Origin of the sequence: Edaphobacter aggregans DSM 19364, from assembly GCF_000745965.1 — a bacterium.
In the GTDB taxonomy this organism is placed as follows: domain Bacteria; phylum Acidobacteriota; class Terriglobia; order Terriglobales; family Acidobacteriaceae; genus Edaphobacter; species Edaphobacter aggregans.
This window is the reverse complement of sequence record NZ_KN050790.1, coordinates 141,875-156,085: the sequence shown is the minus strand read 5'-3', so window position 1 is coordinate 156,085 and position 14,211 is coordinate 141,875. Positions and strand designations below refer to the sequence as shown.

At 54.8% G+C, this 14,211-nt stretch carries 11 protein-coding genes and 1 pseudogene; 7 read left to right on the top strand and 5 right to left on the bottom strand.

Annotation, left to right across the window (positions count from 1 at the left end):
- Nucleotides 1-101: 101 nt before the first annotated feature.
- The 4 genes from Q363_RS34520 to Q363_RS34505 form a co-directional block, all read right to left on the bottom strand.
- Nucleotides 102-1,103, bottom strand: coding sequence for a DUF2950 domain-containing protein (locus Q363_RS34520; protein ID WP_035359671.1), 1,002 nt, complete (start codon nucleotides 1,101-1,103; stop codon nucleotides 102-104).
- Between the two features lie 16 nt (nucleotides 1,104-1,119).
- Nucleotides 1,120-2,442: a DUF3300 domain-containing protein gene (locus Q363_RS34515; RefSeq protein WP_035359567.1), complete on the bottom strand. Its 1,323-nt coding sequence runs from the start codon at nucleotides 2,440-2,442 to the stop codon at nucleotides 1,120-1,122.
- Nucleotides 2,443-2,601: 159 nt separating this feature from the next.
- Entirely contained in the window at nucleotides 2,602-3,327 is a 726-nt protein-coding gene (locus Q363_RS34510) for an amidohydrolase family protein (protein WP_084081049.1), read from the bottom strand.
- Nucleotides 3,328-3,396: 69 nt separating this feature from the next.
- Nucleotides 3,397-4,830 carry a DcaP family trimeric outer membrane transporter gene (locus Q363_RS34505; protein WP_084081048.1) on the bottom strand — a complete coding sequence of 478 codons (1,434 nt, stop codon included), beginning with the start codon at nucleotides 4,828-4,830 and terminating at the stop codon, nucleotides 3,397-3,399.
- Between the two features lie 364 nt (nucleotides 4,831-5,194).
- Here Q363_RS34505 and Q363_RS34500 point away from each other — a divergent pair, with 364 nt between their 5' ends.
- The 4 genes from Q363_RS34500 to Q363_RS34485 all read left to right on the top strand — a co-directional run bounded on the left by Q363_RS34500 (nucleotide 5,195) and on the right by Q363_RS34485 (nucleotide 11,390).
- Complete coding sequence (locus Q363_RS34500; protein WP_084081047.1) at nucleotides 5,195-7,096, top strand: sensor histidine kinase; 1,902 nt, start codon at nucleotides 5,195-5,197, stop codon at nucleotides 7,094-7,096.
- A 220-nt stretch (nucleotides 7,097-7,316) separates the two neighbouring features.
- Nucleotides 7,317-8,030, top strand: coding sequence for a response regulator transcription factor (locus Q363_RS34495; RefSeq protein WP_051979750.1), 714 nt, complete (start codon nucleotides 7,317-7,319; stop codon nucleotides 8,028-8,030).
- A 136-nt stretch (nucleotides 8,031-8,166) separates the two neighbouring features.
- Nucleotides 8,167-8,562, top strand: coding sequence for a response regulator (locus tag Q363_RS47405; protein WP_051979749.1), 396 nt, complete (start codon nucleotides 8,167-8,169; stop codon nucleotides 8,560-8,562).
- A gap of 56 nt (nucleotides 8,563-8,618) precedes the next feature.
- The gene (locus tag Q363_RS34485; protein ID WP_051979748.1) at nucleotides 8,619-11,390 is read left to right on the top strand and encodes an MGH1-like glycoside hydrolase domain-containing protein; all 2,772 of its coding nucleotides are present in this window, start codon (nucleotides 8,619-8,621) and stop codon (nucleotides 11,388-11,390) included.
- 566 nt (nucleotides 11,391-11,956) lie between these two features.
- Here Q363_RS34485 and Q363_RS34480 read toward each other — a convergent pair.
- Nucleotides 11,957-12,334 (bottom strand): annotated as a pseudogene (locus Q363_RS34480) (transposase); the annotation flags it as partial.
- A 264-nt stretch (nucleotides 12,335-12,598) separates the two neighbouring features.
- On the opposite strand from Q363_RS34480, the gene Q363_RS34475 reads away from it, so the two are divergent.
- From Q363_RS34475 to Q363_RS34465, 3 genes are read left to right on the top strand one after another with little or no spacing between them, the layout of a single operon-like run.
- Complete coding sequence (locus Q363_RS34475) at nucleotides 12,599-13,033, top strand: universal stress protein (protein ID WP_035359562.1); 435 nt, start codon at nucleotides 12,599-12,601, stop codon at nucleotides 13,031-13,033.
- A 45-nt stretch (nucleotides 13,034-13,078) separates the two neighbouring features.
- A complete protein-coding gene (locus tag Q363_RS34470; RefSeq protein ID WP_084081055.1) occupies nucleotides 13,079-13,759 on the top strand; it encodes an HlyD family secretion protein in 681 nt (226 codons plus the stop codon).
- Nucleotides 13,744-14,202: a hypothetical protein gene (locus Q363_RS34465; protein WP_035359561.1), complete on the top strand. Its 459-nt coding sequence runs from the start codon at nucleotides 13,744-13,746 to the stop codon at nucleotides 14,200-14,202. Before Q363_RS34470 ends, Q363_RS34465 begins: the two co-directional genes overlap by 16 nt.
- Nucleotides 14,203-14,211 lie beyond the last annotated feature (9 nt).

Genomic DNA, 14,211 nt, shown 5'->3' with positions numbered 1-14,211 from the left:
AAAGCATCACCAAACATACGGGGCTGGAAGCGGTATTGCTGATATGTATTTGCAGCGAAATCCATGGTTACTTCCAGAGAGTCACGCAAAGCACAGGTTCGTTATGGGGAAGCTGAGGCAATATCCTGCGGCCATTCGTCATCTGTGCGACGCCAGCTCGAATCCGGGTTGTAAAGCTCCATGCTCTTCACAATATCGAGGGAATTGGGCCCAAGGTCTTTCTGATAAACAATTCCGTCATTGTTCACGATGAAGGTCTTCACACCGGTCACGCGGTATTCGGCGGGGACGGCCACGAGCGCAAATCCGCCGATCATCACTCCCTCAATCACATAGTTCAATCGTCCCATTGGCGCGGTCGGGCCCTGTCCCTTAAGGATCTTGAAGTAGTAACCGTGGTATCCCCCTTTGCCCATGGAGTAGCCCTCGGCCAATGCCTTGGCAACTGCCTCACCGATCGGACCGCCGGCAGAGCCGTCGGCATTCTGCCAGTACAAACCGTCCTGCTTCCCGGGGCTGCTGAAGATCTTCTGGGCGTATTGATTGATACCGGAATCGTCATGGACTTGCGATGCGTATTCTTTCTGTGCTTCTACGAAGCCGCGGCAAACCTGAATCGCGTCGAGTTCATTGGTTCCAATTCGTCGAAACAGGATCTCCTGTCGGCCTGACCTGGCGTCGAAGTACCATTTCGCATTCTTCTTAACCAAGGGCACGGGCAGGGGCCACTGCTCCTGACCGACAACAAGGGTCGCCCGATTCGGCTTCGACGGATCCAGCTTTACTGTATGAGTGACTCTGGCTTTCTCCGCAAACGCATCGGCGTTGTTCTTGTCCTGGACTGGATCGGCAGTGGAGACAATATCTTTGCCGTCCGGCCCAAATATCGCCAATAACTGCGGAACGTCGTACGCGGAGGCAGCTTTGATCAGTTCGTCCGCAGCCTCTTGTGGAGTCGCGAAGGCCTTCGGGCCCTGCGCCGCTGGTTGCTGTGCCGTCTGTTCCTGTGCATTCGCTGTCCGCGGCACAAGACACAGTCCGGCAACCAGCACAGGAACGATGAGAGTACTCGGAATGCTAAAGCGACGTAGTCTGGATGTCATATTTTCCTCGTTCCCTTTATCTCCGCCGTCCACCGCCAGACCGGCCGCCTCCGCCACCACGGGAGCCTCCTCCCATACTGGAAGCGCCACGCGAACTGCTTGCGCGAGCCTGGCTTCCGCTCATGCCACCGGAAGCGCCGCCAAATGCGCTTCGATTGGTTGCACTTGGACTCTGTGATACTTGCCGATTGCCGACGCGGTCGGCTCCGCCCCCGCCTCCACGATTCGCATCCATAGTTCCTGCGCTGGCGCCTCCGCCTGCGGGACGGCTCGACACATCGCGTCCGCCCGCTGACATATCGCGTCCCCCCGCTGCAGGCTGCTGTCGAGGTTGCGTGCCGGCGTTCTGTCGTGCAGAGGCCTGTCGTGTGCCTGCTGAATCGCCGCGGGTACTGCCGCCGTACTTATTTGCGGTGGCTCGATCGGAGTAAGGCGCGCCGCCACGGTGCTGTGGATTATGCTGCCAATTGCTGCTGCCCCGCGCAGGTTGAGTGGATGGGCGATTGCCACGGTTGGCGTTGTTGATGTTCTGTCTGTTGCTATTGTTGACGAAGGTATTGTTCCGATTGATGTTGATGTCGTTGTTGCCACCCCACCCACAACCGTAGCCCCAACCTCCGCCCCAGGCCGCACCCATGGCTATACCTACCCCAAACGAAATTGCCATGCCCGCCGCGTAATATCCCGGCGGGGGATAGGCGATTGGGGGGTAGGGATAGACGGGCGGTCCGTAGACTACGGTTGGATTGTAGGTCGGCACGTAAACGACCTGGGGGTTTGCCTGCTCAATCACAATCACTTGTTTGTTTTCGACGACCTTGGTTTCAACGTTCTGCTGTTCTGAAGACTTCAGGTTCCCTGCCTCATTTGCCTTTTTACGCATGCGTTGCACCGCATCCATAACGTCGCTTTGCTGCGCAAGAAACGCATTCCCCAGGTCCGCAGTCCACTTAATGTTTTCCGACAGTTGCTTGACTACATCAGGCAGTGCAGCCATTGCCTGTATGCTCGGGTCCCAGTCCTGCTTCTGCACCGCATCCGCGAGTGCTTTGTCTTTGAGATCCTTGTGCTGATCCAGCCATTGTTGTAGTTGAACAATTTCCAGAGGGTAGGTAGAAGCCACTAGTGTCTGGCTGAGCAATGGATCGGGATAGAGAGCGATCGGCGCCACTAACGAATCCAATTGTTCTGGCGGTAGCTTAACTGGAGGTTGCTCTGCTGGTGCAGCAGGTTGCTGCGTTGGAGCTGCAGGCTGCTGCGCTTGTACCGCCACTGCATTTCCGGGCACGAGTAGCACAACACAAACGAGCGCTGTGAATTCTCGAATGGCGTGGATCATTACGTTGCTGAAATTTCGTTTAGCACCCATAGCCGTCACCTTTTCGCATCCTGCTCGGGCTGTGCATCGAGCTTTGAATAAGCTGCATTTTCGGTCGGTCCTTAATTGCTCTTGTCAGATTGGAGCATAGTGAGCACTCTTGTCCCGACCTTACGCCAATCATTTTGTATTCTCCGGAGTAGTGAAGCCCTGAGCAGTTTCCCATGCTCTTACTTTGTGTCGGGCTCCATCGAAGATCCGCTCATAGTTGCCCTTGAGCACCTTAGTACGGGCGTTCTCGTCCAGAAGCTTCCATAACGGCTGATACTGGTTATAAACCCTTAGGTATTGCTCCTGATTTTGTGGCGCCACCTCGTCAGTGCCGAACAGGAAACGGTCCGGGTAACGATTGATGAGATCTGCAGCAATACGAGTCGACTCCGGAGTCGCTACAAAGTACTTGGCAACCTCGTTCCATGAGATATCAAAGTACACATGACTGAACTGGGGATCGGATAAGATTTCTGCCAGTTGAGCCGCGTGGTTCTTTACCGGCCGAACGACCCGGCCCATCCCTGTATGAGCCCAGATGATGGCTGTGTGTTGGTGCTTCTTGAGGAGGGCTTTCATCTGGTTCAGATAGACCGGGTCCGATCCTTCCTTCGCAAAGGGCACATCCATATCGTTGTGTATCAGCACCACGAGTCCGACCGTCCCGGCAAAATCGAGAATTCGGTCAAGCGCCGGGTTTTGGAGACTGGCGACCTCGCCCGCTACTTTAGCAGAGACGAACTCTTTGTGGATCGTGAATTCTCCGATGCCCGAGAATACGCCTGGAAACGTTTGAAGGACACGCCGAATGTGATCGGAGGCATACATGTCAGCCGGGTTAAAGCCGGTGATCATAGGATCGAAGCGTCCTCGCTCCTCTTTCGACAGCGACCGGTATGCCCGTTCAAGTCCTGACAGCCGGAGTCAAAAAGCCGGGAATTTGAAACTCTTGCTCCAGTCATATTTGAAGGAGAACTGCATCCGGTAATCGTTGCTATCGAACCCGTCGCTGAAGTTCATCCGCCTGCCCCACTGGAACTCGCCACCCATCATGACCTTCGGAACCGGGTGGTAGAGCAAGTTCCCCACCGAATAGTAGCCCCGATGATAGTCCGACGGTAGTTGTCCGCCTGAGTTAGAGATGTTCACCATGGAGAAGCCGCCTGAACTGGTAAAGCGCTCGCCCCAGGTATGATCGAGGAACGCTACGATGCCCAGCACCGGCAGGGTAACGCCTTTGATGGGCACGAGTGAGCCGGGGGGATTGCGCCCAACGCCGACGTCCACCGGCGCGTCGTTCATGTAGTTCTCAATTCCATGGCCGTAGGAAACTTCGAGTTTTGCCACATCCTTTTTGGCGAATTTGACAGTGGAACTCAGGTTGACTCCCCAGCCGACGACGCTGTCGCCGAGATTGATGGGGTTATTGCTGGTATCAACCCACCCGATCTTTCGAACGATGCCCGCGATCTGGATGTGGCCCCAGTCGCGGTTGATCCGCGCATTTCCCGAGAGATCGGGAAAGTTGAACCGCGGCGTTATGTTGCTTAGCTCGATGCGGCCGGCATAGAGGCCCTGGTCAGCGCTGGCGCCGGGCCTTTCGAGAGCGATCGTGACGCTGGCTTTCTTGCGCCGGACCGGCATCCAGCGCAGCTGCACGTTGCGGAAGAAGACCATTCCGTTCGGGCCCCAGTACTCGATTGTGTTGGGGAAGACGTCGATGTCCATGAAGGGGCTCCAGGTTTGTCCGGCCCCGAATGATCCCAACTCGCCGTAGGCATGCCGCAGACGGAAGGTCGTCTGGCCGGCGTCAACTCCGGTCCCAAATAGTTCGAATTCGAATATGGTGTTCAGATCGCCGAGCGGGGTAGTCGTGGATGATTTCACTCCGAAGCGAGTCTGTCGCACACCGGCGTAGACGTTTCCACTCGGCGCAAACTGGTTGGGGAAGGACGGCAACTTGGTGGGACGAACTACGTCGAACCAAAGCGGATCGACCTGTTTGAAGTCGTATCCGGAGTCGAGCATGGCGAATCCATAGATATCGAGGCTGTTCTTTTCTTCCGTGATTTGACTCTCCAGGGGCACAGCTTGATCCTTGGGCTTTTGCGCCACGACTTGTGCCGGGACTTGAGCTGGTGCCGGGGCGGCGGTGACGGACGGGCGTTGTTCCAGCGCTTTGATCTGCGCCTTGACCTCGCTCATCGTTTGATCCAGTTGCTGGAGCTTGTCCTTCAGCTGCTGTATCTCCTGCTGGGACGGGGATTGCGCCTGAGCGGGCTGAATCCAGATAGCGGACAGAGAGAACACCAATAGCGTTGTGGGACTGAAGTGCCTCCAGATGATCCCAAGATTCATATAGGCTCCTGTGGACGAGAGTGCTTCTGAATCGCTGCCGGAACTTCTCAGAGATTTCTAACTGTCGGTCAGTCTTATGCTGTGCGACTGCTGAAGACAATGAGGGAAACCCCTAAGTCAAACGCGGGTGCTGGGGCGCTTGAAAGAAGCTGAATGTAGAGAGTCGTTCTGCAGCCACTCATACTGTTCTGCATGCGGGACGAAGAGGCAATTAGGGATATCCCTAAGGGGTGGAGTACTCGCGCCTGCCTTTGAGAGAGGTCGATCCGTTGGTAACCAGAGGTTTCGAAGTACAATTGCACAATTGATTCAGCAAGATAGAATCGAAGTCTACGGGTCGATCGGCTTCGAATAAGGTGCGGAGATGTCAGAGCGCTTCCGTCGCTGGCAGCCTGAATCGCTAGCGCCTAGGAAAAATCGGGTCGCAGGGAACCCGTTGACACGGGACAAACGAAGTAGAGGGCAGTCGCGCCTGAGAGGACTTGTTATCTTCCTCCTGGCGTTCTGTTTCCTGCTTCAACTGCGGGCTAATTCCGAGCAGAATCGTCCGGAAATAAAGCAGATCCGGCGAGTTGTCGTTTTCTACGAACTGGGACTTTCTTCCCCGGCGGTGGCGCTCATGGATAGGGAGCTGCGCGCCACGCTCGATGAGTCACGGTTCCAGATCGAGTTCTACCCCGAGTACTTCGAGACGACTCTCTTCAGCGATCCAGCGGATCAGCAGCGGTTTCGTGAGTCGTATATTCGCAAATATCAGGATCGTCGACCAGACCTTATCATCGCCCTGGGACCTTCTCCACTCCGATTCATGGTCGAGTCGCATGAGAGATTTTTCAAGGATATTCCCGTTGTCTTTGGGGGATCTAACGAACCGCAAGTCGACTCGCCGCCGCTCGATTCGAGCTTTACTGGTTGCTGGGAGCAGTTTGAGCCGGCGAAGACTCTGGAGGCAGCCCTGCGACTGCAGCCTGATACCAGGCATGTTGTTGTTGTCGGCGGCGTGTCGTCGTTCGACAGGAATCTGGAATCAATCTTTCGCGAGCAACTGCACGGCTATGAATCGAGGCTGGATATTACGTATCTCACTGATCTTGATATGCCCAGTCTGTTGGAACGGTTGAAGCACCTGCTGGCGCACACGATAGTTCTTTACAGCCACATCGGAATTGATGCCAAAGGCACTCGCTACGTCGGTGCATCTCAGGCCTTTCCAATGGTTGCCGATGCCGCGAATGCGCCGGTCTACATTCCATCCGACGCGGAATTGGGGCGCGGCGGAGTAGGCGGTTATCTGCAGAGCTTCGCCAAAGAAGGGAGAATCGTTGGCGGGATTGCAGTAAAGATTCTCAATGGGGCGAGGCCACAGGACGTCCCGATTGTCCGGGGCGTGAACGCCTATATGTTTGATTGGCGGGCGCTTAAGCGCTGGGGATTGAGAGAAGGCAATCTGCCATCGGGCAGCATGGTTCTATTTCGTCCGCCGTCTATTTGGCAGCGCGCCAAATGGATATGGGCAGGTGTGTTCGTCATCCTGCTCTGTTTGTTCGTCTTGAGCTTCTATGTTCGTCTGAGGCGAGCGAGGGAACGGCAGCTGGGACTGAGCGGCATGTTAATTACAGCGCAGGAGAGAGAGCGCAGCCGGCTGGCATCAGAGATCCATGATGATTTTAGCCAGCGGCTAGCTCTGATGACACTCGAATTGGAGAATGCTGAGGAAGCGATAAGTACCTCTCCGGAGCAGGCTATCCAGCAAGTGCACAATGTCTTGAATTTTGCCAGCGAAATCGGCGCTGATCTTCATACACTTTCGCACCGCCTGCATTCCTCTACGTTGGAGCGGCTGGGGCTTGTTCCCGCGGTTACAGCCTTATGTAAGGAGTTCACAAGCCAACAAAGTATTGAGGTCGATTTCCTCGCCAATGCCGTCCCGCGTTCCGTACATCCTGATGTCGCCTTGTGCTTGTTCCGCATAGTTCAGGAGGGGCTTCGCAATGTGAAGAAACACAGTCGTGCCACGAAAGCACAAGTACGATTGGGTTTGGTCGGCGAGACGCTACACCTACTTGTGTGCGATGAAGGTGTTGGATTCGATACGCACCACCTGGACAGCCAAGAAGGCTTAGGTATCCGCAGCATGGAAGAACGGGCGCGCTTGCTCGGTGGTCGATTCGAGATTGATTCGAAAGCGGGGGCGGGGACGAGAATCGAAGTGTCCGTGCCTCTCCATCCGCGATCGAGGCTGGCAACAGGCTGGACTGCGAGCTAAAATCCGCGAGCAGCAGGAGTAAGCACTCCTCACGGATAAAGTTTGTGGTATGCTCCTCCCTACTAGCTTCAGCAGGTGATTCGTGTGTGACTGTCGTCACTGATTCGATACCGTCACGCTGACAAAATGGGTCTTCGAGCAACTTTTCGGAGAATGTTTTGCGAAAGTCTCTCCTCCCGTGTATTTGGGGCCCCCGATTCGGAACTTCCTAGGAGGCCCAATGGATATTTCGAAGACGAGCGCGTTTCGTCCCCGCATTCTGATCGCTGATGATCACGCGATCTTCGCTGAAGCGATGTCTGTGTATCTGGAAAGAACCTTCAACGTGGTCGGCGTGGTGGCCAATGGGCGGACCATGCTAGAAGAAGCCATCAAGCTGAGACCCGATGTCGTTGTTACGGATATCGCGATGCCCCTCCTGAACGGACTGGACGCAGCTCGGAGAGTCAAGGAACGAGTTTCGAATGTAAAATTCGTCTTCCTGACAATGCTTGACGACGCTAACCTTGCTGCGGCTGCGCTTGAAATTGGCCCGGTCGCGTTTGTCCTAAAGCGTTCCGGTGGACGGGAACTTCTAAGGGCAATCGAGGAGATTTTGCATGGCCGACCCTATATAACACCTGAGTTGAAGTCTGAAGACTGGGTTGCAGCAAAGGCCAGGGCTCGTCAGTTTTCAAAAGACCTGACGAAGCGGCAGCGCGATGTTGTGCAGTTGTTCGCAGAGGGGCGATCGATAAAAGAGATTGCTGGAATCCTAAACCTGAGCGAAAAAACCGTGGAGTTCCACAAGCACCATATCATGGAGGCGTTCCATATCAAGACGAACGCCGATCTGGTCTTGTTTGGGTTGAAGCGCGGTTTGATCGCAATCCATCCCGAATCTCCTAGTGTCCTCACGACTGAACAGCGGTCATCCTACCGTTTCGTAGCATGAGCTTCCCCAACCTGGGGATTTCCCCAGTGGCGAATCGCCGCACATTCCTCTAGGAATAATCTTGGGACTTTTACACTGCGCTCTCTGGCCCTGGCGCGGCGAAAGCGGCGTCCCTCTGCCCTAAACGGAGGCGAATTTGATACGCCCACGGATACTACTGGCCGATGACCATCCTGCCGTACTCAAAGCCACAAGTGCGCTCTTGAAGGCCCAGTTTGAGATAGTGGGAAATGTAGCGGATGGCGCAACCTTAGTCTCGGAGGCCGTTCGTCTCTGTCCTGATGTCGTTGTCGCTGATATTACGTTGCCGATTGTAAGTGGAATCGAAGCCGCCCATCTCTTGCACGAGTCCACTCCGTCCTCCAAAATTGTGTTCCTGACTGTCCACTCAGAACAACAGTTCGTGGAGGCGTGCATGGCGGAAGGGGCGTTGGGATATGTCCTCAAGTCCCACATGAAGGCACACTTGATTCCTGCGATACAAGCAGCGCTTGTTGGAAAATCTTATATTTGTCCGTTTGTTCCTAAATGATGAGAGATCCGGCAGCCAGATTATTGCCGGGAGTCGCCGAAAGTGAGGGTGCTTCGATGAATCGCAAAGAACAACGTTCACCGCTATCGCGTATAGAGAGTGCCGAAGAGAAGCGCTTAACTGACGCGCGGGAACACGATATCCCCTGGAAAAACTGGGGACCTTACCTGAGTGAGCGACAGTGGGGCACGGTGAGGGAAGACTACAGTAAGGATGGCAATGCATGGGATTACTTCACGCATGACCAGGCCCGTTCCCGCGCGTATCACTGGGGCGAGGACGGAATGGCCGGTATCAGCGATAGTAAGCAGTTGCTGTGCTTCGGGTTAGCCCTGTGGAATGGGAAGGACCCCATCCTGAAGGAACGCATGTTCGGTCTCACAAACAGTGAGGGCAACCACGGGGAGGATGTCAAAGAATATTACTTCTACCTCGACAGCACGCCCACGCACTCCTATATGAAGTACTTGTACAAGTACCCTCAGCAAGCGTATCCGTACGACGATCTGGTCAAGAACAATAAACTTCGTAATCGCAACGACATGGAGTATGAGTTGCTGGACACAGGTGTCTTCAACGAGGACCGCTACTTCGATGTCTTCGTTGAGTATGCTAAGGAGTCGCCGGAGGACATTCTGATCCAGATCAGCGTGAGCAACCGTGGTCCGGAGTCCGCCACTGTGCATGTTCTGCCGACACTATGGTTTCGCAACACATGGACGTGGTGGCCAGATACGCCGAAGCCGTCCTTGAATCAGGCCGTTGTCTCCGAGAAAGGCATTCAGGCAGTTGCCGCGTCGCACGCCGATCTTGGCGCACGATATCTGTACTGCGATGGGGATGTACCACTGCTATTTACGGAGAATGAAACCAACAATGAACGGATCTTCGGTACTCCTAACATCACTCCGTACGTCAAGGACGGAATCAATAACTACGTCGTCCAGGGAAATCAGAGTGCCATTAACCCAACGAAGACGGGCACGAAGGTATCGCCGCACTATCAGTTGAACGTGGACGCAGGAAAGACAGCCACCGTCCGTCTGCGACTTACAGGCGCGGCGCCTTCTGACGCTGCCCAACTGTTCAAGGGCTTTGCCGAAATTCTGGAGACTCGCCGGCGCGAAGCCGATGAGTTCTACAGATCCATCACCCCAACGGGCATCAGTGAAGATGAAGCCCTCGTCATGCGGCAAGCACTGGCCGGAATGCTATGGAGCAAGCAGTATTTCTTCTATGACGTGGACAAATGGCTCAGCGAACGTGGCGAGGATCCGATGAAGCTCGGAGCCCGTTTCGGTCGGAATGGCGAGTGGTTCCACATGGTGAATGAACATGTCATCTCGATGCCTGACAAGTGGGAATATCCCTGGTATGCGGCGTGGGACCTTGCGTTCCACACGATTGCGTTATCTACGGTGGATCCGGATTTCGCCAAGGAACAACTCGATTTGATGTTGCAGGAATACTTTCTTCACCCGACGGGTCAGATTCCGGCCTACGAGTGGAACTTCAGCGACGTCAATCCTCCAGTACATGCCTGGGCGACGATCTTCCTCTACCGCACGGAGCAGGCGCTCAGAGGGCAAGGCGACATCGACTTCCTCAAACGCTCGTTTGCCAAGCTGATGCTGAACTTCAGTTGGTGGGTCAACCGTAAAGACCGCTTTGGGAAGAATCTCTTTGAAGGAGGATTTCTCGGGCTAGATAACATTGGCGTCTTCGACCGCAGCGCAGCCCTTCCGACGGGTGGGCACCTCGAGCAGGCGGACGGCACTGCGTGGGTGTCTTTGTTCTGCCAAAACATGTTAGAGATCGCGGTTGAGTTGGCGGCCTACGACCCCTTTTACGAAGACATGGCTATTAAGTTTGCCGATCATTTTCTTTGGATTGCCCGCGCCATGAATCAGGCTGGAACAGAGGGGATGTGGGATGAAGAGGATGGCTTCTACTACGATGTCCTGCGTCTTCCCGATGGTAGCGCCAAGCGACTCAAGGTGCGCTCCATGGTTGGGCTGCTACCTTTGTGTGCCACCACAGTTATTGAGTCGTGGCAGCGGGAGCGGGCACCCGCAGTGGTGGACATCCTACGAGAACGTCTACAACGCATGCCCGAACTGCGCGATAGCATTCATCCTACTGGGCCCGGCCATTTAGGGTACGCCGAGCGCGGTATTGCCGCTCTGGTAAATCCGGACCGGCTGCGTCGGATCTTATCGCGCATGCTTGACGAGAACGAGTTCCTGAGCCCTTACGGGATCAGAGCGCTCTCTCGCTACCATGTAGACCATCCTTATGTTGTCCACGTGGAGGGCCAGGAATACCGCGTGAACTACCTCCCGGCGGAGTCAGACACAGGAATGTTCGGCGGTAATTCCAACTGGCGCGGACCTATATGGATGCCCGTGAACGCGGTGCTTATACGCGCCTTGTTGTCGTTCTATTCGTACTACGGTGACAGTTTCAAGATCGAATGTCCCACCGGATCGGGCAAATCGATGAACCTCTTTGAGGTATCCCATGAACTCTCTACTCGTCTGAGCCGGATCTTTCTGCGCGACAAATCTTCCAGGCGGCCGGTGTTCGGAGGTACGGAGAAATTCCAGACCGATCCCAACTGGAAGGACTACATCCTGTTCTATGAGTACTTCCACGGTGATAACGGGGCGGGTCTGGGCGCCAGTCACCAAACCGGATGGACTGGAGTGATCTCAAAACTGATTGAATTATTCGGTCGTCTTGAGGCACATCAATTTCTCGATGCCGGTAAAGCAGCAGCCTTCGCGACCAAGGAGAGTCGCACAACCAACTCCATAGCTGCAGACTGACAGACACAAGCCTGGGAGGACAGGCAAAACACATACCTTTGCAGGCTTCATACTGTTGGCCACGGAGACCAGGTCTATGGTGAGGTTGAGAGCCAGGGTGCATAACACGAGCCGGCTGGAAGGCAGTTTGTGTGCTAATAGATGAAAGGGATCGCACCGAAGCTACTGTCGGTGCAATCCCTTTCAGGCTGGGCAGCAATCCAGGTGGATATCGCTCAGGAGGACGTTGCCCCTTCGGTATCAAGAGTCCTTGTAATTGCCAAGGAAGATTCAGATTGACAGGAGGATGTGTGTTGGGGTGAGGCATGGTTGTTTACGATGAGGACCGAACCGCGTCGCCCGGTAAGGTAAGTCCAGAGCCACTGGACGAGCACTGACAAGCGGAGGCTGGAATGAGCCAGATATGCAATGTGAATTGCCGCCCAGGGCAGCCATCCTAGCCGGCATAATTCGTGAAGGTATTAGGAAGTGAAGGCCTCATCTGCTACAAACATGTTGTCAAGACAATGTTTGAAGAAGCAAGAGAGGCCTGCACGTGTTCCAAGATAGCACGACAGAGTGTTCTCGGCGAAGAATCGCTGCGCCACGTCGCTGGTCAACAGACGGTCGCGATTCTTGGAGAGCACCGCATGATTCCACACCGCATCGTCGATGCCCAGGCCAACAAACCAGCGGAACAACAGGTTGTAATCGATCTGCTCCACCAGAAGACGCTCAGACCGCACCGAGTAGAACACCTGCAGCAACAGAGCCCGCAGAATGTACTCCGGCGCAATCGATGGACGACCCAAGACTGCGTACAGCGCGTCGAACTCGGCCCTCAGGCTGCGCAACACAACATCCGTCAACTTGCGTACCGCACGCAAAGAATGATCCTGCGGTACACGCTGCTCCAAAGAAACATAGCTGAACATCCCATTCTGACTCCGTTCGTCTCCCCGCATAACCGTTAGACGATCAGACTTCCTACCTCATACCGATAGGTACCTATTTCAACAAGTTCCTAGCGATCTACGCGAAGCAGTGGACCGCTAAGCACCAGTGGGAATATGTAATGTCTCTGTTAGACGTGGACACGTTAGTCTAAGAGGACGATAGCGTCTATCAGATCAAGAATTTCTCCGGGCGAGTGCTACCAGAAACATGTAATAGCGACCCATTGAGCTGACTCATACGATAAACCGAGTCGGTTTCGATCGAGTCGCTCTATGTTTTCCAAAATAGTCGTCGTTTTGAATGATTTGCCAGAATCCCAGCGTGCGCTGCGCACGGCGATCGATCTTGCCCGTAAATTCGACGCATCCCTGGCAACAGTTTCTATTCTCGGAGATCCGCCGGCATACACCTCATTTGCGATTGTTGTCGATCCTGGTGCCCCCGCTGCCATGAGAGAGGATCGGCGGCGACTTCAAAGTCTGTTGCATGAAGAGGCGACGAAACTGGCAAACGAGCATGGCGTTTCAGCAACGAGCGCCATCGTAGAAGGGCGGGAAACGCAGGCCATTCTCCATTTCCTGATGGAACAGAAGGCGGATCTGCTTGTCATTGGGCTGCACCAGCACGATTTTTATATTTCGCGTCTTTGGAGTTCTGTGTATGACGTCGCCCAGGACGCTCCTTGCAGCGTGCTGGGCGTGCATTGACGCCGTTCAAACAAAAGGAAGTCAGAGTTCTTGGAGGCCTACGGCATGAGTAAAAAGTCATTGATCATACCGCTCATTGTCTTGCTCGCTGCTGCTGGGCTTCTGTTCGCGATTACTGGCCACTGGACGGAATGGGAAGGCCATCGTGCAGACCAGCGAACCGATGATGCCTATCTACGAGCAGACATGACGCCCCTCAGCACGCGCATCTCCGGGACTGTCCGGAAGGTGAATGTCGGCGATTACGAAAGTGTCAAAGCTGGGCAAACTCTCCTCGAACTCGATAATGATGACTACCGGGCAAACCTGGATCAGGCCAAGGCAGCCTTGGCGGCTTCCGAAGCCTCGCTTGCTGATAATCAGGCCGCCAAAAGAATCCAGGACGAGCAGATCGTGGCTGCGGAAGCCGGAATTGTCCAAGCAAAGGCCTCTATCGCTGCGGCAAGAGCCGGAATCGCCGCTGTTACGCCCCAGGCCGAGAGAGCTCTGACGGAACTTCACAGACAAGAAGCCCTGTTCGGTTCTAAGGCAGCGACACATCAACAACTGGAGACAGCTACTGCTCAGGAGGGGCAACTCCGCGGTACTCTTGAGGCGCGCCGGGCGGACCTTTCGCGTGCTGAAGGTGTCCTGGCGACTAGCCAGAGTCAATTAGAGGCGACAAAACGTCAACGCGAGGCCCTGGATACGAAGGACGGGGAGTGTGTTTCATGGACAGTACATTGACGGGAGTTCTGGCGGCACTCGGAGGTTCTATTATAGGCGCCTCGACTCCTGTTCTCAGCAACTTCGTTCTGCAGAGAAGTGTGACCCAACGCGAACTGACAAACCGTGAGATTGCACAGCGCGAAGAACTGTATTCGGAGTTCATACAACAGGGAACAGCATGCTATGCAAAGGCATTGTCGCAGAGCCTGCAAGGCATCGATGAAATCGTCCCAATGTATGCGCTCGTAAACCGGATTAGGCTGTTCGCCTCGGAAGACGTTCTCAAAGCTGCCGAAGCCTTCGTCAAAAAACTGGTGGAAACTTACGGCGAGAGCAATATGAGTATTGACCAAATCAAGACGGCCGCACTCGAACAGGACGCGGACCCGCTCAACGAATTCGCTCTCAAGTGTCGTGCCGAGCTACATAAAGTCTACTCCCGCGCGACTTGGAGAAAGTAGTGAGCTGTT